A 25,547-nucleotide genomic window follows, 5' to 3' on the forward strand; every position below is an offset into this window, starting at 1 on the left:
TTTATTTCTTTTTAAATTACCCTCTCAAAATATTGTTATGGAAGAACTGATAAAGAAACTAATGGCAGAAGGATTAACTGAGCAACAGGCTTACAAAGCGGTTGAGATCGTAAAGAATTTTGCAAAAGAGAAATTCCCCATCTTTGGCGGCGCCATAGATAAGTTGTTTGATAAGTATGGGCCTAAGGACGCTGATGATTTTATGCCGTAAGCTCAGTTTGCCGCCACAGGCCGCGATGCCGAATAAGCGCTGATGTATTCGAGTATGGCATCAATTTCCCCATCGGTTAAATTGGGAAACCCGGTCATCATTGCGCCGCCAAACTTTTGTTTAAGCCCATTGAAATAAGGATCGCCGGATTTTAATACCGCAGCCGGATTTCGAATCCACGCATATATCACCTTCTTTTCAACCCTTTGCTGTACATTCATGAGCAAAGGCCCGGTCATATCTTTAAATAATGAATGACACGAGGCACAATTATCAAGGAATAATGCTTTTGCTGCAGAAAACTTAGCGGGATCTTTGGGATTGGGGGCATTACCACAAACGTCTTGCATTCCTTTAGTCTCAGGTTCTTCAGGCGGCGGAGGAATTGTTAATAGATAGCCACCAAATTTAAAGGCTCCTATAACCACAAGCGTTAGTAAGAAGCCCTGCAGCACGTAATTGACTTCTTTATTCATACCATAAATGTACTACAGGAACGGCATGGCGCATAATCTTTAACCATGCCTGTTTTTTGTACTATTTAAGTGGCTGCCAATAAATAAAAAATCCTCCCGATACATCGGGAGGATCTCTGTCATGACAAGCAACCGTTGAGCAGTATTCATCAATTAAGCTCTTAACACTTCACGGGCAATGACGATCTTTTGTATTTCAGATGTGCCTTCGCCAATGGTGCATAATTTACTATCGCGATAAAATTTTTCAACAGGGAAGTCTTTCGTGTAACCATATCCGCCAAAGATCTGCACAGCCTCATTAGCTACTTTCACGGCCACTTCACTGGCATAATACTTGGCCATGGCGGCTTCTTTACTCATTACCTGACCACGCATTTTCAAATCGCAGGCCTGCAGTATCAGCAATTCAGCAGCGGCTATTTCAGTAGCCATATCGGCCAGCTTAAAGGAAATACCCTGAAAATTAGCAATGGGCTGATCGAACTGATGACGCTCTTTTGCATATTGAATAGACGCTTCGTATGCGCCTTTGGCAATACCTAACGCCAACGCAGCTATTGAAATGCGGCCGCCGTCCAACACCTTCAATGATTGTTTAAAGCCATCGCCGAAGTTTCCCAACCGGTTACTATCGGGTATGCGGCAATTGTCGAAGATCATTTCGGCGGTTTCGCTGGCCCGCATCCCCAGCTTGTTCTCTTTTTTACCACCCCTGAAACCGGGTGTGCCGCGTTCAACTATAAATGCGGTAGCATTATCCTTTGTCCTTGGTTCACCGGTTCGGGCTATTACAACGGCTACATCGGCACTTTTACCATGGGTGATCCAGCATTTGGTGCCATTCAATACCCAATGATCGCCGTCTTTTATAGCCACTGTTTTCATATTGGCAGCATCGCTTCCGGTATTAGGTTCAGTTAACCCCCACGCACCCAGCCATTCGCCGGTAGCCAGCTTTGGCAGGTATTTTCGCTTTTGGTCTTCATCGCCAAAACTCAACATATGGCCCGTGCAAAGCGAATTGTGCGCGGCTAAACTTAAACCAATGGAACCGCATACTTTGGACACTTCTACTATTATGGCTACATATTCATAATAGGAAAGACCTGCGCCGCCATAAGTTTCAGGTACCAGTACGCCCATTAAACCCAGTTTACCCATTTCCTTAAAAACCTGCATGGGAAACTCCTGGGTTTCATCCCACTCCATCACATAAGGCTTTATATGCTGTTGCGCAAAATCGCGGGTAGATTGTGCAACCTGATCTGTAAGTTCTGAAGTTTGAAAGTTCATACTTAAATATACCTGAATTACTCGCAAGAATCGTTAAAGGTCGATGCAATATAATATTATTTTTGACACACTAACAAATGTTAGTAATTCTTTTTAGGATATTTAATACTATGTTCCGAAGTATTGTGCCTACTCACCTAATTATCAATATTTAGCGTAAACAGTCACGTTCTCACTCAACCGCTATATATTGTTCAATTTTCTGGTATAGTTCGGGTGTCACCAGCACTATTTGCTGCAACTGCTCGCGGGTATTAAAAACTCCATGCTGCTGACGGTATTGCACAATGGCATTGGCCACATTCCAGCGAATGTATGGGTGCTGTTTCAGGGTGTTTACATCGGCCGTATTGATGTTTATCTTTTGCACAACCGGCTCACATTGTAACCGCGGTTTTATTATTTGAAAGGTTGAATCGGTTAGGCCGAACGTTTCCCCCACCTGTTCTACCGAATAAAAGCCACCCAATTTATTGCGAAAGTTAACAATGCGGCTGGCCAGCTTGCTGCCAATACCGGGCAATGCAATAAATGCTGTTGTATCGGCCAGGTTAATATCGATCACTGTGGGAGGCGCCTTTACATATTTCATCGATGGCCGCCCAGTATAATGGAATGGCGGCGCTTCTATTTGCACATATGGCTGCAGGCGGTTGAAGTCTGCCGGTTTTAAACTATACATTTTCTGCAGGTCGGCAATAGTTCTAAACTTACCACCCTTGTTCCTGTAGTTTAAGATGGTGCGAACCGTACGATCAGGCAGTCCCAGCTTTTTCCAGCCGGCTTCATCCAATGTATTGGGGTTGAACCGGAAAACCGTAGCTGGTGGGTTAACATCCGGCCTTTTTTCATAGGTCAATCGCCGGGTGAATTCTTTTTCGGGTTGAACAGGTGCTTTTTCCAGTTGAATAGCTGAAGCCGTAAGTTCTTTGTTCAATGAGGGAGATGTTAAAAATTGAGGAAGTATGGCAGTTCCTACAATCAACAGCAACAGGGTGTAAATACCAATGCGTTCTTTCTTAGAGAAAGTGAAATAATCTTTCCATTTGCCTTCCATAAACAAACTTTAAGCAGTGTCAATCTATTAGGTTTCCTGCTACTAATAATTATTGCCTTTCGCTAAGGGATTACCCGGAAGTTTTCAAATGGCGGAAAAAAATCACTTATTTTTTTATGATAAATATAAGTATTTGATTCAATAAACGTTACACATATGGCCTTAGTCCTTCCCCAAAAACTAACCGCATGAAAATTCAACAACTCCAGTACATCGATAAAAGCTGGAAAATTCATATGCACGCTGAGGACTTTGATCGCATGCAATGCCAGCTGGTATTGGTGTTTGGCGAATCGTCGCTTATTACCGACGCCGCCGTTTTCAATTACCTCGAAAGAGGTTATCCCGAAGCACATATCATTTTTTCATCCACCTCGGGCGAGATCATTCATACCGATGTTTTTGATAGCAGTGTTGTTGTTACGGCCATTCAATTTGAGAATACTGTTGTTCATTGTTTCGAAACAAATATATACAGGCATAAAACAAGCTACGATGCCGGCCAATACCTGATGCAGCAATTGCAGCAAAGCGATTTGAGCGCCGCCTTTATTATCTCTGATAAAACACATATTGAAGGCAGTGAACTGAAAGCCGGTTTCAACGCCAATAACACAAACCGAATACCTATTACCGGCGGCATTGCCGGCGATGGTTGCGGTTGTACCAAAACCCTGGTAGGATTAAACCATTTACCTGCCGAAGGAGTGATTGCTGCCGTTGGTTTTTATGGTAAACAAATACAGGTAGGTCATGGGTTATTTAATCTCAACAAACAGTGTATAGAAACAGGCGGTTCGCAATCGAACAACCCCGATCTGGCTATACTGGTAAGTTGTATTGGTAATAATCCCGGGTTACGCAATCGTACCGAAGAAGAAGTACGCGCCGTAAACGATATCTTTGGTACAGCCACCTGCACCACCGGTTTTTATTCGTATGGCGATATTTCTCCCTTTAATACCGATAACAGTTCGCCCCACCATCAAACCATGACCATTACTACATTTACAGAATTTTAAGCCCAACCCTTATATGCAGCAGCCCTATCACCAATTACTTGAAAAGCAAATAGCCAATACCCTGTCCGGCGCACAGAAGTATGACCCCGCCGTTCAACAGTTATTAAAACTGGTTGATCAGGCATACAGGAACTTCGACACCGAACAAAAACTTACCGAACGTGCTTTTCAGGAATGTGAAAAAGAATACCAGAACATATTGCACAACCTGCAACTTCAAAATAATCCGCCAGTCGGTAAAGAAATTGAAAGATGCCGTTGTTGGGCACGATCCCAAGGCGGCCGCTATTATAGAGCGTGAAGAAAACGCGCTGATCAATATCATGAGCTGGCTCGAAAAACAAATACAAAAGCGAAAAGAAACCGAAGCAGAACTCATCAGGGCCAAAGAACAAGCAGAAGATGGAGCCCGTGCCAAAAGCGATTTTTTGTCGGTGATGAGCCATGAAATTCGCACGCCCCTCAATGCCATCATTGGTATTGCCCATTTACTATCGCAGGACCAGCTTTTGCCCAACCAGTTGGAGAACCTGAAAGCGCTGAATATTTCTGCGGAGAACCTGCTTCGGCTCATTAACGATATTCTCGATTTTGGTAAAATTGAAGAAGGGAAAATTGTACTGGCAGAAAAGAATATCTGCTTACAGCAACTCGCCGAAAATATAAAGACCGCACATCATATTCGGGCCGCGGAAAGAGGTAATACCATCAATATGATCATTGATGAAAAGTTACCACAAATAATACTGGGCGATGAAGTAAGGCTTGGACAAATTCTGCACAACCTGATGTCGAACGCCGTTAAATTTACCCGCAACGGTTCCATCACCCTTACCATCTCACTTGAAAAAATACAGGGCGAAGAAGCCACGGTTTATTTTTCTGTAACCGATACCGGCGTAGGTATTGAAAAAGAGAAACAGGTGCTTATCTTCGATCGCTTTACCCAGGCCAGCGTTGATATTGCCAGGGAGTTTGGCGGTTCGGGCCTTGGACTGGCCATTGTAAAACAACTGGCAGCTTTACATAATAGTGATATTTATTTGAACAGCGAACCCGGTCGCGGTTCTACATTCTTCTTTACAATAAATTTCAAAACCGGTAAACAGGAAGCGCCGCAGCAACAAACCTCCAATGGCAAGAATGATCTTTCGGGAATAAAAGTATTGCTGGTTGAAGATGTTGAGTTCAATATTATGGTGGCCAAGAAAATGATCACCAACTGGAACGGCGCTGTTGATGTTGCTGAAAATGGCGCCATAGCGCTTAATAAGGTGCGTCAGTCGGCATACGACATTGTGTTGATGGACCTTCAAATGCCTGTAATGGACGGCTACAACGCCACACAACATATAAGGAACTTCAACGACGATATTCCCATCATTGCGCTTACCGCCTCAGCCTCAGCCGATATTCTGCAACGCACCCGCGAGTTTGGGATGACGGATTATTTGGCCAAGCCTTTTAAGCCGGGGGAGTTATATGAAATGATCTCGAAGTATAGTCGCCGTACCGGCAGTTGACGAGTTAACAGGTTGACGAGTTGACAAGAGAATACAGACAAGCCTTGCTGGTATTGGAAGGCCTTCTCATTTATTATAGCTTTACGTAAAAGCTGGCGTAGCGTAAGGAATGCTGCGAAAACTGAACAACTCAATAACTGAACAACTTAATAACTGGCATTTTGCTTTCACGTTTTCCGTTTCACGCCTCCTCAAACTTTAATAACAAGCCCATCATAAGCCAGGTTAATGCCATTAGGCAACTCAGCATCCACTTCGGCATGCAGCCCCATTTGATGGCTGATGTGGGTAAGATATGTTTGTGGTACTTTCAGGCTCTTGGCCACTTCAATGCTTTCGCCAAGGGAGTAATGCGAAATGTGTTGTTCTTTACGAAGCGCATTCAGCACCAACACTTCGGTGCCTTTTATTTTTTCCAACTCGCTTTCTTCAATGCGATTGGCATCTGTTATATAAGTGAACTTACCAAACCTAAACCCAAGCACGGGCATTTTTAAATGCCATACCATAACGGGGGTAACAGGAATATCGCCGGCCATAAATGGTTCCAGCGCAATAGTGTTCAATTGTATATCGGGAACACCGGGGTATTTAGATTCATAAAATGCATAGGGAAACTCACGAATGATCACTTCCTGCGTCATATCGCTGGCATACACCTGCATGGCCTGCTGCTGAAAGAAGTTAAAGGCCCGAACATCATCAAGCCCGGCAACATGATCTTTATGCGAATGGGTAAAAATAATAGCGTCGAGGTGTTTTACATGCGCCCGCAACATCTGGTACCTAAAGTCGGGACCGGAATCAACCACAAGGGTTGTATTTTCCGATTGCACCATAATGCTGGAACGAAGCCGGTTATCTTTTTTATCGGTTGATGTACAAACAGGACAATCACAGGCTATCATGGGTACACCGGCGCTGGTACCCGTGCCTAAAAAAGTAATGGTTAATGAAGGATAGCTCACGCGGTAAATGTACGTAAGAAGAATGATTCTTACTTCTGGTTTTCAGCCTGTACTAATGCATGCCTTTCAAGCACATCATTGTACGTTCTGCGTACTTCGGGCGAAAAGATCTCCGGATCTACTTTCAATTGCGGAATAAGATCGATCAACGTACTTATGCGGCCCTCAAGTTGGAGGAATTTATTTAATACTACTACCTTCTTTTGTTCCAAAATGCAATATCCACTTTGAAAATTACCTCGTTCATAGCGTAGCACATATTCCGCCTCGTCAAGGATCGCTTCAATTTTATCTAATGTTGCCTGCGTAAATTTCATAGTATGGCAAAGTTAATATTCACAATTTTGGTGCTCGAAATAGATAACCTCAACTTTTCCACACAAAACGTTGAGAACGATGCCTTATAGCCAAAAAAGCGGTAAAAATGCCGTTTCAGGCTATAAAATCATGTTTTTCTATCAATTTCAAGCGCCGTTTCCGGGCTCACACTTCGATTACCTTACTACTAAACGACTTTATTTATTGGTCATTTTGATAACCGGTACAATCATCTCCTCTAAACTAACGCCGCCATGCTGAAAAGTGTTGCGATAATAATTTACATAATAATTGTAATTATTGGGGTAACACAGGTACATGTCTTCGCGTGCAAAGATGTACGATGAATTCACTGTTGGCACAGGCAATCCGGCCTCTTTTGGATCGCGAAAGGCCAGTACATCTTTTGGCTCATAGTTGAGGTTACGTCCATGTTTATAACGCAGATTGGTGGTGGTTTGTTTGTCGCCAATCACTTTGGCCGGGGTTTTAACCCGTACCGTTCCATGATCGGTGGCCAGTATAAGATTGAGTTTTTTATCGGCTACTTTTTTCAATGCCTGGTGCAATGGCGAATGCTCGAACCAGCTGCGGGTAACACTTCTATAGCTGGTTTCATCACCGGCCAGTTCTTTCAGCACTTCCATTTCGGTGCGGGCATGGCTTAGCATATCAACAAAGTTGTAAACGATGATATTAAGATCATTGCCCATCAGGTTATGAATATTGTTCACCAGGTCCTGCCCCGCCTGATTGTTAAGTATCTTGGTATAAGAAACCTTTAGATCATCGCGTCGCTGGCGTTTTAAAAAAGCACGGAAGAACTCTTCCTCATTCAAATTCTTTCCGCCTTCTTCATCATCGTTCTTCCATTGCTGCGGAAATTGTTTTTCAATATCTACAGGGAGCAATCCGCTGAAAATGGCATTGCGCGCGTATTGTGTGGCAGTAGGCAGTATGCTGTAAAAACTGTCTTCTTCCAGTATGCGAAAACTTTCGGCAAAGATGGGTGAAATAGCACGCCACTGGTCAAATCGCAGGTTATCTATCAATACAAAAAAGGTAGGCGTTCCCTTTTCAACATGCGGAAGTACTTTAAACTTGATCAGGTTGTGCGACATTACCGGCCCGTCGTCACTTTTGGGATTTACCCAACGGGCATAGTTCTTTGAAACGAATTTAAAGAACTCGGTATTGGCTTCGTTCTTCTGGGTTTGAAACACTTCCTGCATTTCGGGACTGTCACTTTTCTCCATTTCAAGTTCCCAGTACACCAGTTTTTTGTAAATGTCCATCCATTCGTTGTAATCGGGATTGCTGTTAAGCGCCATAAACAAATTGCGGAACTGCTGCTGATAGGCCATGGTGGTTTTTTCGCCCACCAGACGTTTGTTATCGATGATCTTTTTCAAGCTTAACAGTACCTGGTTGGGGTTCACCGGTTTTATAAGGTAATCGGTGATCTGGCTGCCAATGGCATCGTCCATCAGATTTTCCGTTTCATTCTTGGTGATCATTACCACCGGTATCTGCGAATTGATCTCTTTTATTTTGGAAAGGGTTTCCAGTCCGGTGATACCGGGCATGGTTTCATCGAGCAGTACTACGTCGAGGATGTTTTCCTTTACATAATCCACTGCATCAAATCCATTGGTGAGCGCCGTTACTTCGTACCCCTTATTCTGTAAAAAAAGTATTTGAGATTGTAAACTTTCAATTTCATCGTCAACCCAAAGTATTTTACCTAGTGGCATGTAAAGTTGTTTATAGAGTTCTTGGTTTTAAGTTTTTAGTTCACTACTTCTGGCTTTTCCCTTGTCAACTCGTCAACTTGTCAACTCGTCAACTATTTAACTGGCCCCAATCTAACCAAATTTAATTTATCCCCCCAGGCTTTGTACTTTTGCCCGCTGCTTTTGGCAGCAATTTTAACAAATAAGCAGGCAGCGAATGACAAACCGCATAAGAAAGATCATCAATGACCCCGTATATGGATTTATCACCATCGATGATCCGCTCGTTTTTCAGGTTATTTCACATCCCTGGTACCAGCGTTTGCGACGTGTACATCAAATGGCCTTTGCTCATTTGGTATATCCGGGCGCGGTGCATACCCGCCTTCATCACTCACTGGGCGCATATCATCTTATGTGCAGTGCGTTAACCGAACTGAAAAGTAAAGGAGTAGAAATTACTCCCGAAGAAGAAACGGCTGCTAAAATTGCGATTCTCTTACACGATATTGGTCACGGGCCTTTTTCACATGCCCTTGAAAATGTACTGATCAACCATACCCATCACGAAACGATCAGTATTCTCATAATGCGTGTGCTTAACGAACAATTGAAGGGACAGCTGTCTAAAGCTATAGATATTTTTACCAATAATTATACCAAGCCCTTTCTTCACCAACTCATTAGCGGCCAGCTCGATGTTGACCGCATGGACTACCTTACCCGCGATAGTTTTTACACGGGTGTTTCAGAAGGCGTTATTGGGTACGACCGCATTTTAAAAATGCTTACCGTTAAAAACGGCGACCTGATGGTGGAAGAAAAAGGCATTTACAGCATTGAAAAATTTCTGGTGGCCAGGCGATTGATGTACTGGCAGGTGTATTTGCACAAGACCGTACTGGGCGCCGAAAAAACACTGGTAAAGATCATTCAACGTGCTCAGGAGTTAACGAGGCAGGGAAAGGACCTGCAGGCGGCCTCGCCCATTTTTGATTTCTTTTTAAAAAGCACCACCAGTACCGTGTTTATTGAGCAACATCTCGATAAATTTTGCCTGCTCGACGATTTTGACGTTTTGGCTACTATTAAAAACTGGATCTTTCATTCCGACACTGTATTGAGCACTTTATGCCGTTGCCTTATCGAGCGCCGTTTACTAAAAGTTAAATTGCAGGCCGAACCTTTCGATCAGGACTGGATTAAAACACAACGGAATAACATTTGCCATCATTTAAAGTTAAATGAGGTCGATTGTGAATATTTAATGTTTGCCGGGGAAATAGAAAATACAACCTATAACCCCGCCGAAGAACGTATTAATATTTTGTTCAAGAACGGTACCGTCACTGATATATCAAAAGTTGATAATGCATTGATACATCAGGCATTAGCAAGCCCTGTGAAAAAATATTACATTTGTTATTACAACTGTTGAACTGTTATATGAGTTAGCTGTTAAGACCTTTGATCATAGCGCATAAAACATATTACACTTTTTTCAATATGCAGTAGCTTTGACAAACTTTATAATTTTGGCTTATATAAACCGTTTGATATAATTGACATACTTGACCTAACGACTATTCTATGCAATTTACCGCCGCACAAATAGCTATGATCATTAATGGCACAGTAGAAGGTAATCCCGAGGCTGCTGTGCATTCCTTTGGAAAAATTGAAGAGGCACAGGCCGGTCAGCTTTCTTTTTTGGCCAATCCTAAATACGAAGAGTATCTGTATCGTACAAAAGCAACCCTGGTTATCATTAATGCCGCTCAGGAATTGAAAGAACCTGTTGAGGCTACCTTGATAAGGGTGCCCGACGCTTATTCAGCATTTGCAGCACTGCTTACAAAATATCAGGAAATGGCTACCCAACAGTTAACGGGTATCCAGGAACCATCATACATAAGCAAATCGGCCAAACTGGGTCAACAAGTGTTTATTGGCGCCTTTGCTTATCTAGGCGAAAACGTGGTACTGGGAAATAATGTAAAAATATTCCCAAATGTTTTCATAGGCGATAATGTAAAGATCAGCGATAATACCATTGTACACCCTGGGGTAAAAATTTACCACGGTTGTGTAATTGGTAAGAATGTAACCATTCATGCCGGCACTGTTGTAGGCAGCGATGGTTTTGGTTTTGCACCCCAGGCCGATGGCAGCTTTAAAAAGGTTCCGCAAATTGGTAATGTAGTTGTTGAAGACTTTGTAGAAATTGGCGCCAACGCCACCATCGACCGCGCTACTATTGGTTCTACCATAATTAAATCGGGCGCCAAGCTCGATAACCTCATACAGGTTGCCCATAATGTTGAAGTAGGGAACAATACAGTTATTGCTGCACAGGCGGGAGTAAGTGGTAGCACCAAGATAGGTAATAATGTAATGATCGGCGGACAAGCCGGCATTGTTGGTCATATTCAAATTGCCGACGGCAGCAAGATCAATGCACAAAGCGGCGTAAGTAAATCAATAAAAACACCAAACGCAGCTGTTACCGGCAGCCCTGCATTTGAATATACAAGCGCCCTTCGCAGCCAGGCTGTTAGCCGAAAACTGCCAGAGCTTGAGAAGAGAATTAAGGAACTGGAGCAGTTGGTAAAGCAGTTGCTGACTGAGAAAGTTTCGGAGTAAAAGTATCAGTAACCGGTTGCCGGTTACCAGTTACCGGTGTTTATATTCGAGACTGCCGACTTGGGTTGCTGCAAATAGTTCGAGGTTGTGAATTTCGGACCCGGTAACCGGAACTCTGGAAACCGGTAACAGCAACTTAGTATACAACAACTATTTTTCACATCTTACTGTTCAAATTATAACAAAGGGTTGATGGTATTACACCACCAACCCTTTTTGCGTAACCCAAATACCCCTTTTATTTACTACTACTGCTTGTTTTAGAAGGCGGCAAAGTTTTCAGGAAATTATATACTGCTTTAAGATCATTATCACTCATTCGCTTAAACGAATTCCAGGGCATATGCGAGTAAGAAATAAGCTTACCCATACGAATACGTTTTATGAAATCCTGTTCACTCCAGCCATACATGCGGCTGCCCGGTGTGTTGGGATTAATATTTGGTGAGGTTAATACAGGAATGCCTGGCTCTTCAAACTTTAACCCGCCGGCAAACGGTTCACCAATGGCAGCCCCCGTCATCATATCGCGATTGGTATGGCACCCAACGCAATTGGCTACACTACAGGCAATGTATTTTCCATAAGAAGCGGTAGTATCTCTTTTTACCTTTTTAGGTACTTCTTCACTGGGCCCAACAGGCTTTATCAAAAATGCATTTATTACCCGGCCAAGCATGGTCACCGTATGTTCAGGTACTTCGTTATGCACAGGTTTAGTGCTGCGTAAAAATGAAATAACTGCCGTAAGATCTTCATCGGTCATATTATGAAAAGGCATAAAATCGAGGGCTGCCGTACCATTGGGTCTAACACCATATCGCAATGTGCGGGCAATTTCGCCATCAGTATACCTTCCAATGCCGGTAGTTTTATCGGACGTTAAATTGCGGGTATAAAAATTACCCAGCGGAAGGGCAAATACAAAACCACCACTTAATGCCGGCTCTTGTCCCAGTTTAAACACCGAATCGGCATTGCCATTATAATGGCAATCGGCGCAATGCGCAGGGCCAAAGGCAATTTCTTTACCGCGGGCTATTACCGCACTATCGGTCGATGCTTTTATATTGGGGTAAGGGGCTTCGAAAGTCAGGTTCTGACGCACCGCTACCAGCAGAACTAAAACCAGGATCACCGTTAACAGGGTGATGCCGGTCCATTTTAAGATCTTACGTATCATGTTATTTGTTTTTCAGGCTGGGCACAAAACTAAATGGCACCGGGGAGTATGAATAACGAAGCTGATATGAACTGAGAAAACCCTTATATGAGTTGAATAAATACACTTATTCTACGTTTATACTAAACGCTGGTAAATCAGCGCCTTTTCGTCTTAACGGAATCCCTATCTTTGCGCATTCTTTTATAAAAACCAGGAATGAATAACAATTTTAATCCCGATAAACAACATACCCTGCAGTCGGCTGTAAGTATCTCCGGTACCGGTTTACATACAGGAATTAATGTGGATATGACGCTGAAACCTGCCAACCCTGGTTTTGGTTTTCAGTTTCAACGCATTGACCTGCCCGGACAACCTGTGATAAAGGCTGATTGCGATTTGGTTACCGATACTTCCCGTGGTACAACCCTGCAGGAAGGCGAAACCAGGGTGTCTACAGTTGAGCACATACTGGCGGCACTGGTAGGTATGGGCGTGGATAATTGCCTTATTGAGCTGAACGGTCCTGAAATTCCAATCGCCGATGGTAGCTCTGCGCCTTTTGTTGAGATCATTGAAGAAGCCGGTGTGCTTGAGCAGGATGCTGCCAAGATCTGGTACAGCATTGATACCAACATTACCCTGTACGATGAGCAGAAAAGGGTTGAAATGACGGCGCTCCCTGCTACTGATTATAAAATAACTACGCTTATTGATTTTAATAGTCCGGTATTGGGCACCCAGCACGCAGGTTTGAAAACCATGCGTGATTTTAAGGAAGAAATTGCCCCCTGCCGTACCTTCTGCTTTTTGCACGAGCTGGAAATGTTGTTACAGCACAACCTCATAAAAGGTGGCGACATCAACAACGCCATTGTGGTGGTTGACAAACCTGTTACTGAGCAGGAAATGGAACGCCTGGCCAAGGTGTTTGGCCGCAAAAAGATTGAAGTAAAAAATGAAGGGTACCTCAATAACCTGGAATTACGTTTTCCAAATGAACCGGCCCGGCATAAAACGCTGGATATAGTTGGTGATCTGGCGCTGATCGGTTATCCTATCAAGGCCCATATCATTGCTAACCGTCCCGGTCATAGCACAAACGTTGATTTTGCGCGTAAGATCAAGCAGTATATTAAAAAGAACAAACATGTAAAGGATGTTCCGGTGTATGATCCTAATTTACCACCGGTATATTCACTGCAGAAGATCGAAAAAACACTGCCGCACCGTTATCCGTTCTTATTAGTTGATAAGATCATTGAACTAAGTGATAAACATATTGTTGGAATCAAGAACGTTACCTACAACGAACAGTTCTTTCAGGGTCATTTTCCCGGCAACCCGGTAATGCCTGGTGTATTGCAGGTTGAGGCGCTGGCACAAACCGGCGGTATCCTTTGTATCAACGCCATGCCGCCCGGAGAGTACGATACTTACTTTTTGAAGATCGATAATTGTAAATTCAAGCAAAAAGTTGTTCCCGGAGATACTATGATCCTTAAAATGGAGTTAATGGCTCCTATACGGCGCGGTATTTGCGAAATGCGGGGAACGGTGTATGTAGGCAATAAAATTTGCACAGAGGCCGACCTGATGGCACAGCTGGTAAAAAGGTAAACAGCTGGTTCTTACCCCCGAAACGGGTAGTGAACAATAAAATATATCAGGCCATAGGGGTATAATGATTTAGTTTTGTCTATTTTAGCAGATTAATTAATATCAAACGTCAATCCATCCATAAACAGAATTTAGGTGATGATCGCCAGCAAAATCCCACCGGGGATGGGATGTCTGTTACGCCTATGAATGAATATCCAGGTTCAACCCTTAAGAATGTTAACAAAATGATCCATCCGCATACATATATACATCCTAACGCCAAGATTGCCACCAATGTAAAGATTGATCCCTTTACGGTAATTCACCAAAACGTTGAAATTGGTGAAGGAACCTGGGTAGGAAGTAACGTAACTATTATGGAAGGCGCCCGCATCGGTAAAAACTGCCGAATTTTCCCGGGAGCCGTTATTTCTGCCATGCCGCAAGACCTCAAATTTGAAGGCGAAGACACACTTACCGAAATTGGTGATAATACCACCATTCGTGAGTTTGTTACCATTCACCGGGGTACCAAGGACAGGTGGAAGACCAAGGTTGGAAAAAACTGTATGATCATGGCTTACAGCCACGTTGCCCATGACTGTATCATTGGTGATTATGTGGTGTTGAGCAATAACTCACAGTTGGCGGGTCACGTAATTGTGGGCGATTGGGCCATTTTAGGTGGCATGTGTGCCGTTCACCAGTTCACTAAGGTTGGTCAGCACGCATTTATTAGCGGTGGATCGTTAGTAGGTAAAGATATTCCCCCATATATGAAAGCCGGCCGTCAGCCATTGAGCTATGCCGGTGTGAATTCAGTTGGCTTAAAACGTCGCGGGTTTACGGTAGATAAGATCAATCACATTCTTGATATTTACCGGGTTATTTATAATAAAGGTTTCAATACCAGCCAGGCGCTTGAATACCTGGAAGAAGAGTTCCCTGCAACCGATGAGCGCGATGAAATTGTAACCTTTATTCGCGAAAGCGGCCGTGGTATCATTAAACGCTATTCAAAAGGTAGTGTGGATGAAGATATCGCTGACTAATGCCGGCAAACGCTTTAACCGCGACTGGATATTCCGAAATTTCACTCAGGAGTTTACTTCAGGCATAGCATATGCCATTACCGGTCCTAATGGGTCGGGTAAATCTACTTTGCTACAAGTGATTGGCGGCGCCATGATGATGAGTGAAGGAAGTGCCAAATACACAATAGGCAATGGGCAACAGGCAATAGACAAGGAAATACACGTTGACAAGGCATTTCAACTTATTTCTATTGCAGCGCCTTACCTGGAACTTATTGAAGAAATGACCGTGCAGGAGTTTCTGCAGTTTCATAGCCAGTTCAAACCATTTTTACCCGGCTTTCAAATTAAAGACATCATTGCCGAAATTGGCTTACAGGCAGCAACCCATAAACAGATCAGGTTTTACTCAAGTGGAATGAAACAACGGGTAAAGCTGGCGCAGGCTATATTCAGCAATGTGCGCTGTATTTTACTCGATGAGCCCTGTACCAACCTCGATGCAGCAGGATTTGCCCTCTATCACCAACTCATTAATAAATATTGTAATAACCGGCTTATTATTGTAAGCTCAAATGATGAGCAGGAGTACTCTTTTTGTACTGAGAAGATCAGTATTCTGGATTATAAGAAAGTCGGCAATCGGCAATCGTGAATCGGCAATGGTGGCCGAAACTTATGGCCTCGCTCATCGTGAAACGGCAAACGTGAAACGTGAAATAATACAGGCAAATGCCCGCGAAGCTCGCAAACTTGTTAACTCGTTAACTTGTCAACTTCTTACTTCCTACCTCCTACTTCATTCTCTTAATTCTTATTGCCTTCCCTTATCAACTTGATCAACAATATCAACTTTTCAGCTATCTCTTCTGAATGTAAACGTGGCTACCAATTCCAAAATGCGCCTTGTCTTTAGGATAGAAATAAAATGCCCGGCGCATAGTTGTGCCATTATTGAACCGCAGCTCTATAGAATAGCCATTTAATGTATACGACCCGGCCTCATCCTTTTTTGAATAGGCCGAAGTAGCAATATTATAATCAGTATAGTTAGTGCCCACACCTACACCAGTAAGCGCAAAACGGCCCAATGTATTAAAAAGAATATTCTTCGAAGAAACCGTCATTACATTACCGCCCATAGCGCCATTACCTGCTCCTATCATACTGGTAAAGGCGCCTTCAATTTTCTCATTGCCGGCAGCAGGGCGTGCCCAGAACCAGTTCTTTTCCCATTTCTCCGATTTATTCCGTCCGGGCCAGTTTACCGAAATGGAACCGCCGCTTATCTTCCAGGTACCCCATTTCTTTGGCTCCCGTTGCTTTGATAAAGCCACATTAAACTCATACGGACTAACCACCGGGTTGCTGTATATGGTACCGTCGTTGAGTAAAAGATAGGGCATATATTCACTAATAACGTTTCCCCCTACCCCATAGCTGTGTTCCAGGTTTATAACTACTCCTTTTATTTCGGTAGCCTTTAAGCCTTTTACAGGTGTGGAAACATTATCATTGCTTACAATAGCGTTACGGGGGGCAGGAACTCTTTCAATTACCGTGGGTGGAGTAGTGGCTGTTGCGGGCGGATTGCTTTTTGCTACATCACTAAGGCCGTTTGTTTCAAATGCGCCATCCTGTTTGGCCAGCTTTCCAAAGTGCATAGCCGCCGTTTTCATGCAATTGGTATAGTAGGTAATATCGGGCGAGCTGAACAGCTTTGCCAGCCGGTATTGCTGGCTATTGGTGCGGTAGGCCATATAGGCAACATACCATACTTTGCCATTCCTGTCGTTCACCTTACCCGAATAAGACGACAGCGTGCTGTAGCTGATATTATTTTTTTCTTTGTGTTTGGGAAGAGAGAAGCCTGAGCCACGAAGATTTTTATCGATAGTACCCGTGAACCATTCATCAAAGGTTTTTCCTTCGCTTTTTTCAAGCGGCATTATCTCATAGGAGAATTCCTTATTCTCATCGCTAAAAACGGCAGTTGGTTTGAATATAAAGCGTCCTCTGTTTTCTTCCATTTTCCAACCCAGCATAGGCTGAACAGATTGTGCCAGAACCGTGGGAATACCCAAACCCATGAACAGGACTATAACCAGGAGCGCATTTTTCATAGTAGGCTATTTACAGGCTTTGGTCAATTTTCGGGCCACAGAAAAGAAAGACGGTTCACGCGGCCTAAAACTTTCTCACATGTTTACAACTTTTCTGTAGAAAAGATTTAAACATGTGTATACCCCTGTAAATAATTAACCTACCAGGTATACTTGATAACCTGGTAGGTCAAACGTTCTTGAAACTTTTCCCCGCTGTGCTGGGGAAGAAATATGTTAGTTACCGCTGGCGGTTGTACCACTTTCACCAAATTGCTTAGGCACATAGGCCGAAGTACCTACGCCAAAATGGGTTTTACCAGGCAGGTAGAAGTAGAATAAACGGCGAATAACGGTTCCGTTATTAAAATGCAGTTCAACAGAATACTCGTTAAGCGTATAAGTACCGGCTTCAGTTCTTTTATTGAATTCAGAAGCAGGGATAGCCGCGTTAGGGTTATTACTGTTGCCGGTTGTTAAGGTAAACTGACCGGTATTGTTGAACGCGATATATTTTGAAGTATATCCGTTATCAGTAGACTTTACGTTACCATTGTCGAGGCCACTTACAGTCATGAAAGTTCCTTCCAGTTTTTCTTCTTTTTGAGAAGGCGTTGCCCAGAACCAGTTCTTAAACCATTTTTCGGTTTCACCGGTGGCAGTCCACTCAACATAGAAGGTATTGTTCTTCATTTTCCAGGTACCCCATTTTTTAGGTTCCTTTTGTTTTGAAGCAGCAACATCTAAACTATATGGGCTTAAATACGGTTCGCTGTAAATAGAACCATCGTTCAATACCAGGAATGGCTTGTAAATACGCTGCATTTTTCCATCGGGAGTGGTATTATACTCCAGGTGAACCAAAATACCGTTGATCTCCGTTGATTTCAACGCTTTTTCTGGTATAATTTCAGACTGCGCATTCGTAGTATTACCAGCCTTTGTTTCTGTTCTGTTATGTGCATTATGCGTTTTACCATTTTTTGAATTACCGGTATAATACGCATCTGCTTTTGCCAGGTTACCAATATGATCGGCAACAGGGCGCATATAGTTAGAATAATATTTTACATCGGCGGTGCTTGTTACGCGCGCCAAACGATATTCACCATTACCGGCCTGATAACCGATATACGATGCATACAACGTTCTACCTTTTTTATCGGTGATCTCGGTTGAAAATGAAATGATGGTTTGGTTCGTGGTAATGTTCTTTTTATTAGCATTAGCCAAAGGCACTGTAAAACCCGATTCCTTAACATCTTTATCAATAGCATTGCTGAACCATTCTTCTATTGACTGGCCATCCACTTTTTCAAATGGTAATATCTCATATAAGAATTCTTTGGGTTCAGTACCGGGAGCCGGTTTTGCACCTAACGGCTTAAAAACATACGTGCCGCTTTTTTCATCCATATCCCAACCAGAAATGGGGGGCACTGTTCCCTGGGCAAAAGAGGTAGATTTACTAACCAAGATACTGAGTACTATCAACAAATAGGGCCTTGTCTTCATAACAGGTATTTGAATCCAATTAGCAACTTTTAGGCCATAGAAAACGTATAAAAGGTTCTTTTATTACGAAAAAACACGTTTTCTTATTAAATAAAAAGGCTGGCAATTGTTAATTGGAGGGATACACAAAAATAATAGGAAACTTTTTAAAGTCAAATGTCTACCGTTCTATAACGGAATTTTAATGTATTTAGTGTTAAGCGTACACTTAACATATTCAGCTGATAGCTATCGCTTACTATACCAATATTATTGTTCCATCAAGATTAAAAATATTTTTTATTCCTAATGCAACCTTTTGTTAACGCTGGCTTGCAATTAACAGGTTCAGATCGGTATATTTTAAATCGAAGCGTTGACTTAAATGGAAGTTGGTGAGAGCTCCTTTAAAAAGATATATTCCACTACGCAGATGTACTTTATGCCATACCAGGTTTTCAAAACCGCCTTCTTCACCTGCTTCAAGCAGCAATGGCATCAGTACATTACTGATAGCCTGAGAAGCAGTGCGGGCAAAACCCGATGGAATGTTGGGAACGCAATAGTGAATAACACCGTATTTCATAAATATCGGTTGTTCATGACTGGTGATCTCTGAAGTTTCAAAACAACCACCACGGTCGATACTAACATCAATGATCACACTGCCGGGACGCATATTGCTGATCATTTCTTCGGTTACAACAACCGGCGTACGGCCGCTTTGCGAACCCAGGGCGCCAACGGCCACCTCACAGGTCTTTAATTGCTTGGCCAAAATGCGTGGCTCCATTACTGAGGTCCACATACGTTGACCGATATTGTTTTGTAACCGTTTTAACCGGTATACACTATTGTCGAATACTTTAACCGATGCGCCCAATGCCAATGCAGCCCGGGCGGCAAACTCTCCTACAATACCGGCGCCTAAAATAATAACCTTGGTTGGGGGAATACCAGAGATACCACCCAGCAAAACACCCTTACCATGGTTGGCCGAACCCAGGTATTGCGCCGCAATAAGCATTACTGCACTACCGGCAATTTCACTCATACTGCGAACGATGGGTAAGCTGTCGCTATCGTCTTTAAGGTTCTCGAAGGAGATGGCGGTAATGCGCTTTTCCATCATCTTTTGCAGGAACTCAGCCTTCATGGCCGAAAGATGAATGGGCGATATGATCACCTGGTTGAACTGCAGATGGGCCATATCTTCTTCAACCACCGGGGCGCTTTTTACCAGAATTGGCGCCTTATACACCGCCGCTTTATCATATACTATTTGAGCGCCCGCCTCGCTATAATCGCGATTGCGAAAATGCGCAGCTTCGCCCGCATTATTCTCAATAACTACATTATGTCCATTGCTCACCAACACACCCACCGCTTCAGGGGTAAGTGCAATGCGGTTTTCCTGGAAAGCAGTTTCCTTAGGTATGCCAATATGCAATTGTGCCCCTTTGGGTTTTATATCCAGGGTTTCCTGCAATGTTTCGTAACTAAAAGAAGTGCTGATGATCGGCTTTTGCTGGGACATGTAGCAGTAAATGATTTTACCCCCATAATCGGGGCCACAAGTTACAACTTTTACCTATTGTGGTGAAAGTCAATTATACATACCGGCCCGGCCTGCTTGGGTCGTTTTAGCCCTTAAAGCAGACAAGTTGGCCGGAATTATCACAAATAGAAAAGTTTATACGATAGAAATGGTACGGGTAGCCTGGTCAATTACCTGAACTTCTATCCTGGCCGTATCTTCAGGCAAAATACCCTCGGCCCGGCCCGGCCATTCAACCAGGCAAATATCACCCGAGTAAAGACAATCCTCTACCCCTGCCCGTACGGCTTCCTCCTCATCCTTTAACCGGTACAGGTCTATATGGAAAATTCGACCACCGGGATATGAATACTCGTTTATTATGGAAAAAGTGGGGCTGCCCACTGTACTTGTTACGCCCTTTTCATCGCATAAGGCATGAATGAGCGTTGTTTTACCCGCCCCCATATTGCCATAAAAGGCGATGACCTTACGACCATCAACAAGTTCCCAAAACCGGCGTGCTGTTTGCCGGATATTTTCTAATGTAGATTCAAGCTGCATAAAGGCGCAAAGATAATACCTGCGGCGGAACGACAGATTTAAGTTAAAATTGCAACAGTGTGAACATATTATCGCCTCAATGCCGGGATTGAGCGGTAAATTTGCAAATACACTCAACCCCATTGGATGAACATGAAAAAAGTGAATTGGAAAGTAGATGGCATGACCTGCTCAAATTGCGCGCTGACCGTTCAGCAATACCTCACCAATGAAGGGCTGGGTAATGTGAAGGTGAACCTGATTGGGGGCGAAGTGAGCTTTGATATCGATGGCAAAAATGAGCAACAAATACTCAAAGGCATTGAATCGCTTGGCTATTCAGTTCATGGCGAGGAATTACCCGGTCCTAAAAAGAGTAAAAAACTGCTTCGCAACCATAAGCAACGGTTCCTTTTCTGCCTGGTATTTACCTTACCGCTGATGTTGCATATGTTCGACCGGTGGATACATATTCACTGGCTTATGAACCCCTGGGTACAACTGGGCCTTTGTTTACCTGTTTACATAGTGGGTATGGATTTTTTTGGACGCAGTGCCATTAAAAGCATTCGCAACCGCATGCCCAATATGAATGTGCTGGTGGCCCTTGGCGCTACAGCAGCGTTCATCTACAGCCTTACCGGCGCGCTGTTGAATCTTGGCGAAGGCTACCTTTTCTTTGAAACTACCGCTTCCATCATTACCCTGGTATTCCTGGGCAATTATTTGGAAGATGCCTCCATACAATCGACCCAGCGGGCATTGAACAGCCTGGCCAAATCGCAAAAGGTGATGGCCAATATGATCGCCTTCGACGAAAACCACCAGGAGATCATATTTCCTATAGAGAATACCCAACTGCGTAGTGGCGATCTTATTCTTATCAAAAGCGGCGAACAGGTACCTGCCGATTGTAAGATCTTAACGGGCGATGCCACCGTGAACGAATCGATCATCACCGGTGAAAGTTTACCCATTACCAAAAAAGCAAAGGATAACCTTATTGGTGGCAGCCTTGTCGTTGATGGCATTATAAAAGCACAGGTAACAGCCGAAGCAAAAGATTCTGTTCTTTCAAACATTATAAACCTGGTAAAACAGGCGCAAAGCGAAAAGCCGCCGGTACAACAAATGGCCGATAAGATCAGCGCCATCTTTGTTCCCACGGTACTGGCCATTGCCGTAATAGCCTTTATAGTGAACTACATTATCCTGCACGATTTTACCATGGCGTTGATGCGTAGCATAGCCATTCTTGTAATTGCCTGCCCCTGTGCCATGGGACTGGCCACCCCTGCCGCCATTGCCGTTGGCTTAGGCCGGGCCGCCCGTAACGGCGTGCTGTTCCGTAATGCCAAAAGCCTTGAATTGTTCAGGACCATCAAACAGGTGGTGTTTGATAAAACTGGTACACTAACTACCGGCCGGTTCGAACTGGCCAATTACCATGTAATTGCCGATAATATTTCACCCGATGAATTTAAGCAAATTGCTTTTTCATTGGAGAAATACAGCAACCACCCAATAGCCCAATGCATAACGCTTAGCTGGAAACGAAAAGACGACATCAGATGGGCTAAGATAGAAGAGAAAAAAGGCATTGGTATGACCGCCACTACGGCCTCTGGCGATCATTATATAGCCGGTTCGTTTGAAACGGCTATGGCGCTTACTACCGAAGATTCGCATAATGTATATATCATTCGCAATGGCGAACTTATTGGCTGGATAGATGTAAAAGATGAAGTGCGTCCTGAAGCCATTTCAATTGTACAGTACCTGCGACATAAAGGTATTCGAACTATTTTATTAAGCGGCGACCGGTTGAACAAATGCCGCCAGCTGGCCAATCTGCTGGGCATTGATGAGGTGATTGCAGAAAAGAAGCCGGAAGAAAAGCTGCATGTTATTGAAGACCTCACCCTGCAAGGCCCAACGGCCATGGTGGGCGATGGCATCAATGACGCGCCCGCACTGGCAAAAGCCACTATTGGTATTTCATTAAGCGAAGCATCACATATAGCCGTACAAACGGCCGATGTGGTATTGATGAACAGTGGCATCAAGAACCTGCCATTAGCGCTGGGTTTAGGCCGTCATACGTTTATGACCATTAAACAAAATCTCTTCTGGGCATTTATTTACAATATCATTGCCATACCTGTAGCCGCTTTTGGTTTGCTTACGCCTACATTTGGGGCGCTGGTTATGGGGTTGAGTGATGTAGTGCTTGCTATTAATTCGGGGAGGCTGTTTGTTAAGAAGGTGGCTTGACGTGAAACGGCAAACGTGAAACGGCAAACGTGAAACGTGAAACGGAATACAGGTCTCCGCTATTGCAAACTTCCGACTTAACTTAACCTCGCCCATAAGCGAAAATATGATCCTGGTTAGCATTCATATTCATTTCAATCATTATGATACATTTGAATAAAAATGTTCATACCATTAAACCACAAAACCCTCGATGTGTATAAAGCAGCTCATGAAATGCTTTTGGAATGTTATAAGATCACCAGTTTATTACCCCAGGAAGAAAAATATGTTCTGGTATCACAAATAAGAAGAGCGTCTTTATCTGTTAAATTAAACATTGCAGAAGGATCTTCAAGAAAATCACCATCTGAAAGAAAACGTTTTTATGAAGTAGCAAGAAGTTCTGTTGTTGAAATAGACTCAGCTATGGAGGCTGTTGTTGATCTTAAATATGTGACTTTAGAGAAATTACAAAAATTAGGTGTATTATTAAATCGCTGTTTTAGCATGCTTTGCAACATGACCGGTGGAAATAAGGGACCTGGCAATTTGTGATGCAATTAGCGAGTCCGAAAATAATTATGAGGCTCAAGTATAGGATTTTCACGTTTCACGTTTGCCGTTTCACGATCCACAACTAACAATGCACAACATTCACTCAATACTAGAAAACTACTGGGGATATCGCTCCTTCCGCCCACTACAGGAAGATATCATTGCTTCTGTAATGTCGGGAAAAGATACCCTTGCCCTGATGCCTACCGGCGGGGGTAAATCGCTATGCTTTCAGGTGCCCGCAATGGCGCAGGAAGGATTGTGTCTGGTGATAAGCCCGTTGATCGCTTTGATGAAAGACCAGGTTGACAACCTGAAGAGAAAAGGTATTACAGCATTTGCCATTTACTCGGGCATGAACCGTAAGGAAGTGATCAACATTCTTAAACTGGCTACACACAGTAATTGTAAGTTCTTATACGTTTCGCCAGAACGGTTAGAGACCAACTTATTTCAGGAATACCTGCCGGCGCTTGAGGTCAATCTTATTGCGGTGGATGAAGCACACTGTATTTCGCAATGGGGTTATGATTTCAGACCACCCTATTTACGTATTGCAGCCCTGCGCGAAGAATTACCAGGCGTACCTATACTGGCCCTTACCGCCTCGGCTACGCCAGCTGTGCAAAACGACATCTGCGACAAACTGCAATTCAAAAACCATAAGGTCTTCAGCCGCTCGTTTGAACGGCCCAATTTATCATACAGCGTTTTTACGGTTGAATCAAAGATCAACAAGATCACCGAAATATTAAAAAAGGTACAGGGCAGCAGCATAGTGTATTGCAAAAGCCGTAAACGCACCAGGGAGATCAGCGATCTGCTTAACATGCATGGCATTACTGCCGACTTCTATCACGCCGGACTGCAACAGGAAGTGCGGATGAAAAAGCAGGCTGCCTGGATCAATAACAGCGTTCGCACAATTGTTTGTACCAATGCCTTTGGTATGGGTATAGACAAACCCGATGTGCGTGTTGTGGTCCATGCCGATGTGCCTGACTGCCTCGAAAACTATTACCAGGAAGCAGGCCGCGCCGGCCGTGATGAAAAGAAATCTTACGCCGTATTGTTGTACGACGATAAAGAGCTGAATGAATTACAACAGCTTCCCGAAATTCGCTTCCCTACGCTCGATGATATAAGACAGGTATATGAATCGTTGATGAACTATCTGCAAATACCATCAGGGTTAGGCGAAGGCAACTATTACAATTTTGATTTTACCGACTTTATAAAAAAGTTCCGGCTCGACCTTCACCAGGCCATCTATTCTATAAAAGCCCTGGAACAGGAAGGCCGTATATCATACCACGAACAAATATTTTTACCGGCACGTATTCAATTTATAACCGGCAAAAGCTGGCTATACCAGTTCGAGAAAGATAACCCGCAGCTGGAGCCATTAATTAAAACTTTGTTACGTACCTATGAGGGCATTTTTGATATACCGGTGAACATTCATGAAAAAAGCATCGCCTTCTTATTAAAAAAAGAAGAAGCTCATGTTATACATGACCTGAAAAGACTGGATGCCAATGCCATCATTGAATACATTCCCCGTAAGGAAACACCACAGATATATGTAATGCTGAACCGTATAAGAACGGAATACCTTCGCATTGACATGACCGGTTATGAGAAAAGAAAAAAGCAATTCATTGAGCGTATTAAAAAAATGATAGAATACGTTCACCTGCCACAACAATGCCGCAGTCAATATATTGCCGATTACTTTGGCGATAGCAAATCAAAACCATGCGGTATTTGCGACAATTGCCTGCAACAAAAAAACCACGATCTTACTGCTACGGAGTTTGAAACTATTTCACAATCTATTTTTACCATCATCAGGCAACGTCCTGTGCAAAGCGAAATTTTACCACAGCAATTACCCGGCATAAAACAGGAGAAACTTTTTAAAGTACTCGACTTTCTGCAATCGGAGAATAAACTGTTTGTAGATAAAGAAGGGTATGTAAGGGCTGCAAAGTAAAAGGCGAGCTTCCCCT

The 25,547-nt window shown here is 43.4% G+C and carries 22 protein-coding genes; 11 read left to right on the forward strand and 11 right to left on the reverse strand.

Going from position 1 to position 25,547, the window contains the following annotated elements:
• The first annotated feature begins 37 nt into the window (after positions 1-37).
• Complete coding sequence (locus GGD38_RS10110) at positions 38-211, forward strand: hypothetical protein (protein WP_375298114.1); 174 nt, start codon at positions 38-40, stop codon at positions 209-211.
• A gap of 2 nt (positions 212-213) precedes the next feature.
• On the opposite strand, the gene GGD38_RS10115 is transcribed toward GGD38_RS10110, so the two are convergent.
• The 3 genes from GGD38_RS10115 to GGD38_RS10125 form a co-directional block, all read right to left on the reverse strand.
• Positions 214-687, reverse strand: a complete 474-nt coding sequence (locus GGD38_RS10115) for a c-type cytochrome (protein WP_375298113.1) — start codon at positions 685-687, stop codon at positions 214-216.
• Positions 688-840: 153 nt separating this feature from the next.
• Positions 841-1,983, reverse strand: coding sequence for an acyl-CoA dehydrogenase family protein (locus GGD38_RS10120; protein ID WP_375298112.1), 1,143 nt, complete (start codon positions 1,981-1,983; stop codon positions 841-843).
• 172 nt (positions 1,984-2,155) lie between these two features.
• Positions 2,156-3,040, reverse strand: a complete 885-nt coding sequence (locus GGD38_RS10125; protein WP_375298111.1) for a ComEA family DNA-binding protein — start codon at positions 3,038-3,040, stop codon at positions 2,156-2,158.
• A gap of 188 nt (positions 3,041-3,228) precedes the next feature.
• Between GGD38_RS10125 and GGD38_RS10130 the strand changes: the two genes are divergently transcribed.
• Together GGD38_RS10130 and GGD38_RS10135 are read left to right on the forward strand one after the other, a co-directional pair.
• Positions 3,229-4,062, forward strand: a complete 834-nt coding sequence (locus GGD38_RS10130; RefSeq protein WP_375298110.1) for an FIST N-terminal domain-containing protein — start codon at positions 3,229-3,231, stop codon at positions 4,060-4,062.
• A gap of 161 nt (positions 4,063-4,223) precedes the next feature.
• Positions 4,224-5,585 (forward strand): ATP-binding protein, encoded by a 1,362-nt coding sequence (locus tag GGD38_RS10135; protein WP_375298109.1) that lies wholly within the window; start codon positions 4,224-4,226, stop codon positions 5,583-5,585.
• Positions 5,586-5,776: 191 nt separating this feature from the next.
• On the opposite strand, the gene GGD38_RS10140 is transcribed toward GGD38_RS10135, so the two are convergent.
• The 3 genes from GGD38_RS10140 to GGD38_RS10150 form a co-directional block, all read right to left on the reverse strand.
• Entirely contained in the window at positions 5,777-6,553 is a 777-nt protein-coding gene (locus tag GGD38_RS10140) for an MBL fold metallo-hydrolase (RefSeq protein WP_375298108.1), read from the reverse strand.
• A 29-nt stretch (positions 6,554-6,582) separates the two neighbouring features.
• Positions 6,583-6,870: a hypothetical protein gene (locus GGD38_RS10145; protein WP_375298107.1), complete on the reverse strand. Its 288-nt coding sequence runs from the start codon at positions 6,868-6,870 to the stop codon at positions 6,583-6,585.
• Between the two features lie 198 nt (positions 6,871-7,068).
• Entirely contained in the window at positions 7,069-8,625 is a 1,557-nt protein-coding gene (locus tag GGD38_RS10150) for a response regulator (RefSeq protein WP_375298106.1), read from the reverse strand.
• 196 nt (positions 8,626-8,821) lie between these two features.
• Here GGD38_RS10150 and GGD38_RS10155 point away from each other — a divergent pair, with 196 nt between their 5' ends.
• Both GGD38_RS10155 and lpxD read left to right on the forward strand, forming a co-directional pair.
• Positions 8,822-10,042, forward strand: coding sequence for an HD domain-containing protein (locus tag GGD38_RS10155; RefSeq protein ID WP_375298105.1), 1,221 nt, complete (start codon positions 8,822-8,824; stop codon positions 10,040-10,042).
• A gap of 152 nt (positions 10,043-10,194) precedes the next feature.
• The gene (lpxD, locus tag GGD38_RS10160) at positions 10,195-11,247 is read left to right on the forward strand and encodes a UDP-3-O-(3-hydroxymyristoyl)glucosamine N-acyltransferase (RefSeq protein ID WP_375298104.1); all 1,053 of its coding nucleotides are present in this window, start codon (positions 10,195-10,197) and stop codon (positions 11,245-11,247) included.
• A 238-nt stretch (positions 11,248-11,485) separates the two neighbouring features.
• On the opposite strand, the gene GGD38_RS10165 is transcribed toward lpxD, so the two are convergent.
• Positions 11,486-12,430 (reverse strand): c-type cytochrome, encoded by a 945-nt coding sequence (locus GGD38_RS10165; RefSeq protein WP_375298103.1) that lies wholly within the window; start codon positions 12,428-12,430, stop codon positions 11,486-11,488.
• Positions 12,431-12,628: 198 nt separating this feature from the next.
• On the opposite strand from GGD38_RS10165, the gene GGD38_RS10170 reads away from it, so the two are divergent.
• The 3 genes from GGD38_RS10170 (at position 12,629) to GGD38_RS10180 (ending at position 15,703) form a co-directional block, all read left to right on the forward strand.
• Positions 12,629-14,032 carry a bifunctional UDP-3-O-[3-hydroxymyristoyl] N-acetylglucosamine deacetylase/3-hydroxyacyl-ACP dehydratase gene (locus tag GGD38_RS10170; RefSeq protein ID WP_375298102.1) on the forward strand — a complete coding sequence of 468 codons (1,404 nt, stop codon included), beginning with the start codon at positions 12,629-12,631 and terminating at the stop codon, positions 14,030-14,032.
• 170 nt (positions 14,033-14,202) lie between these two features.
• Complete coding sequence (gene lpxA / locus GGD38_RS10175) at positions 14,203-15,066, forward strand: acyl-ACP--UDP-N-acetylglucosamine O-acyltransferase (protein ID WP_375298101.1); 864 nt, start codon at positions 14,203-14,205, stop codon at positions 15,064-15,066.
• Positions 15,047-15,703 carry an ATP-binding cassette domain-containing protein gene (locus tag GGD38_RS10180; RefSeq protein ID WP_375298100.1) on the forward strand — a complete coding sequence of 219 codons (657 nt, stop codon included), beginning with the start codon at positions 15,047-15,049 and terminating at the stop codon, positions 15,701-15,703. The genes lpxA and GGD38_RS10180 overlap by 20 nt, the downstream gene beginning before the upstream one ends.
• A gap of 205 nt (positions 15,704-15,908) precedes the next feature.
• Here GGD38_RS10180 and GGD38_RS10185 read toward each other — a convergent pair whose 3' ends face one another.
• The 4 genes from GGD38_RS10185 to tsaE form a co-directional block, all read right to left on the reverse strand.
• The gene (locus GGD38_RS10185; protein WP_375298099.1) at positions 15,909-17,171 is read right to left on the reverse strand and encodes a hypothetical protein; all 1,263 of its coding nucleotides are present in this window, start codon (positions 17,169-17,171) and stop codon (positions 15,909-15,911) included.
• A 216-nt stretch (positions 17,172-17,387) separates the two neighbouring features.
• The gene (locus GGD38_RS10190; protein WP_375298098.1) at positions 17,388-18,665 is read right to left on the reverse strand and encodes a hypothetical protein; all 1,278 of its coding nucleotides are present in this window, start codon (positions 18,663-18,665) and stop codon (positions 17,388-17,390) included.
• Between the two features lie 301 nt (positions 18,666-18,966).
• Positions 18,967-20,181 carry an alanine dehydrogenase gene (locus GGD38_RS10195; RefSeq protein ID WP_375298097.1) on the reverse strand — a complete coding sequence of 405 codons (1,215 nt, stop codon included), beginning with the start codon at positions 20,179-20,181 and terminating at the stop codon, positions 18,967-18,969.
• Positions 20,182-20,337: 156 nt separating this feature from the next.
• Positions 20,338-20,745, reverse strand: a complete 408-nt coding sequence (tsaE, locus tag GGD38_RS10200) for a tRNA (adenosine(37)-N6)-threonylcarbamoyltransferase complex ATPase subunit type 1 TsaE (protein ID WP_375298096.1) — start codon at positions 20,743-20,745, stop codon at positions 20,338-20,340.
• A 132-nt stretch (positions 20,746-20,877) separates the two neighbouring features.
• Between tsaE and GGD38_RS10205 the strand changes: the two genes are divergently transcribed.
• The 3 genes from GGD38_RS10205 (at position 20,878) to GGD38_RS10215 (ending at position 25,531) form a co-directional block, all read left to right on the forward strand.
• Entirely contained in the window at positions 20,878-22,998 is a 2,121-nt protein-coding gene (locus GGD38_RS10205; protein WP_375298095.1) for a heavy metal translocating P-type ATPase, read from the forward strand.
• A gap of 195 nt (positions 22,999-23,193) precedes the next feature.
• On the forward strand, positions 23,194-23,535 hold the full coding sequence (locus tag GGD38_RS10210; RefSeq protein WP_375298094.1) for a four helix bundle protein: 342 nt from the start codon (positions 23,194-23,196) through the stop codon (positions 23,533-23,535).
• A gap of 88 nt (positions 23,536-23,623) precedes the next feature.
• Positions 23,624-25,531 (forward strand): ATP-dependent DNA helicase RecQ, encoded by a 1,908-nt coding sequence (locus GGD38_RS10215; RefSeq protein WP_375298093.1) that lies wholly within the window; start codon positions 23,624-23,626, stop codon positions 25,529-25,531.
• The last annotated feature ends 16 nt before the right edge of the window (positions 25,532-25,547 follow it).

Source organism: Niastella sp. OAS944 (assembly GCA_024809215.1).
Lineage (GTDB): Bacteria > Bacteroidota > Bacteroidia > Chitinophagales > Chitinophagaceae > Niastella.

Excerpts from the sequence above, each read along its gene's own strand:
- GGD38_RS10205 (WP_375298095.1), top strand. The coding sequence starts at position 20,878 with ATGAAAAAAGTGAATTGGAAAGTAGATGGCATGACCTGCTCAAATTGC.
- GGD38_RS10165 (WP_375298103.1), bottom strand. The coding sequence starts at position 12,430 with ATGATACGTAAGATCTTAAAATGGACCGGCATCACCCTGTTAACGGTG.
- lpxD (WP_375298104.1), top strand. The coding sequence starts at position 10,195 with ATGCAATTTACCGCCGCACAAATAGCTATGATCATTAATGGCACAGTA.
- GGD38_RS10195 (WP_375298097.1), bottom strand. The coding sequence starts at position 20,181 with ATGTCCCAGCAAAAGCCGATCATCAGCACTTCTTTTAGTTACGAAACA.
- GGD38_RS10215 (WP_375298093.1), top strand. The coding sequence starts at position 23,624 with ATGCACAACATTCACTCAATACTAGAAAACTACTGGGGATATCGCTCC.
- GGD38_RS10125 (WP_375298111.1), bottom strand. The coding sequence starts at position 3,040 with ATGGAAGGCAAATGGAAAGATTATTTCACTTTCTCTAAGAAAGAACGC.
- GGD38_RS10155 (WP_375298105.1), top strand. The coding sequence starts at position 8,822 with ATGACAAACCGCATAAGAAAGATCATCAATGACCCCGTATATGGATTT.
- lpxA (WP_375298101.1), top strand. The coding sequence starts at position 14,203 with ATGTCTGTTACGCCTATGAATGAATATCCAGGTTCAACCCTTAAGAAT.
- GGD38_RS10120 (WP_375298112.1), bottom strand. The coding sequence starts at position 1,983 with ATGAACTTTCAAACTTCAGAACTTACAGATCAGGTTGCACAATCTACC.
- GGD38_RS10130 (WP_375298110.1), top strand. The coding sequence starts at position 3,229 with ATGAAAATTCAACAACTCCAGTACATCGATAAAAGCTGGAAAATTCAT.
- GGD38_RS10190 (WP_375298098.1), bottom strand. The coding sequence starts at position 18,665 with ATGAAGACAAGGCCCTATTTGTTGATAGTACTCAGTATCTTGGTTAGT.
- GGD38_RS10150 (WP_375298106.1), bottom strand. The coding sequence starts at position 8,625 with ATGCCACTAGGTAAAATACTTTGGGTTGACGATGAAATTGAAAGTTTA.
- GGD38_RS10145 (WP_375298107.1), bottom strand. The coding sequence starts at position 6,870 with ATGAAATTTACGCAGGCAACATTAGATAAAATTGAAGCGATCCTTGAC.
- GGD38_RS10110 (WP_375298114.1), top strand. The coding sequence starts at position 38 with ATGGAAGAACTGATAAAGAAACTAATGGCAGAAGGATTAACTGAGCAA.
- GGD38_RS10185 (WP_375298099.1), bottom strand. The coding sequence starts at position 17,171 with ATGAAAAATGCGCTCCTGGTTATAGTCCTGTTCATGGGTTTGGGTATT.
- GGD38_RS10180 (WP_375298100.1), top strand. The coding sequence starts at position 15,047 with ATGAAGATATCGCTGACTAATGCCGGCAAACGCTTTAACCGCGACTGG.
- GGD38_RS10115 (WP_375298113.1), bottom strand. The coding sequence starts at position 687 with ATGAATAAAGAAGTCAATTACGTGCTGCAGGGCTTCTTACTAACGCTT.
- GGD38_RS10170 (WP_375298102.1), top strand. The coding sequence starts at position 12,629 with ATGAATAACAATTTTAATCCCGATAAACAACATACCCTGCAGTCGGCT.
- tsaE (WP_375298096.1), bottom strand. The coding sequence starts at position 20,745 with ATGCAGCTTGAATCTACATTAGAAAATATCCGGCAAACAGCACGCCGG.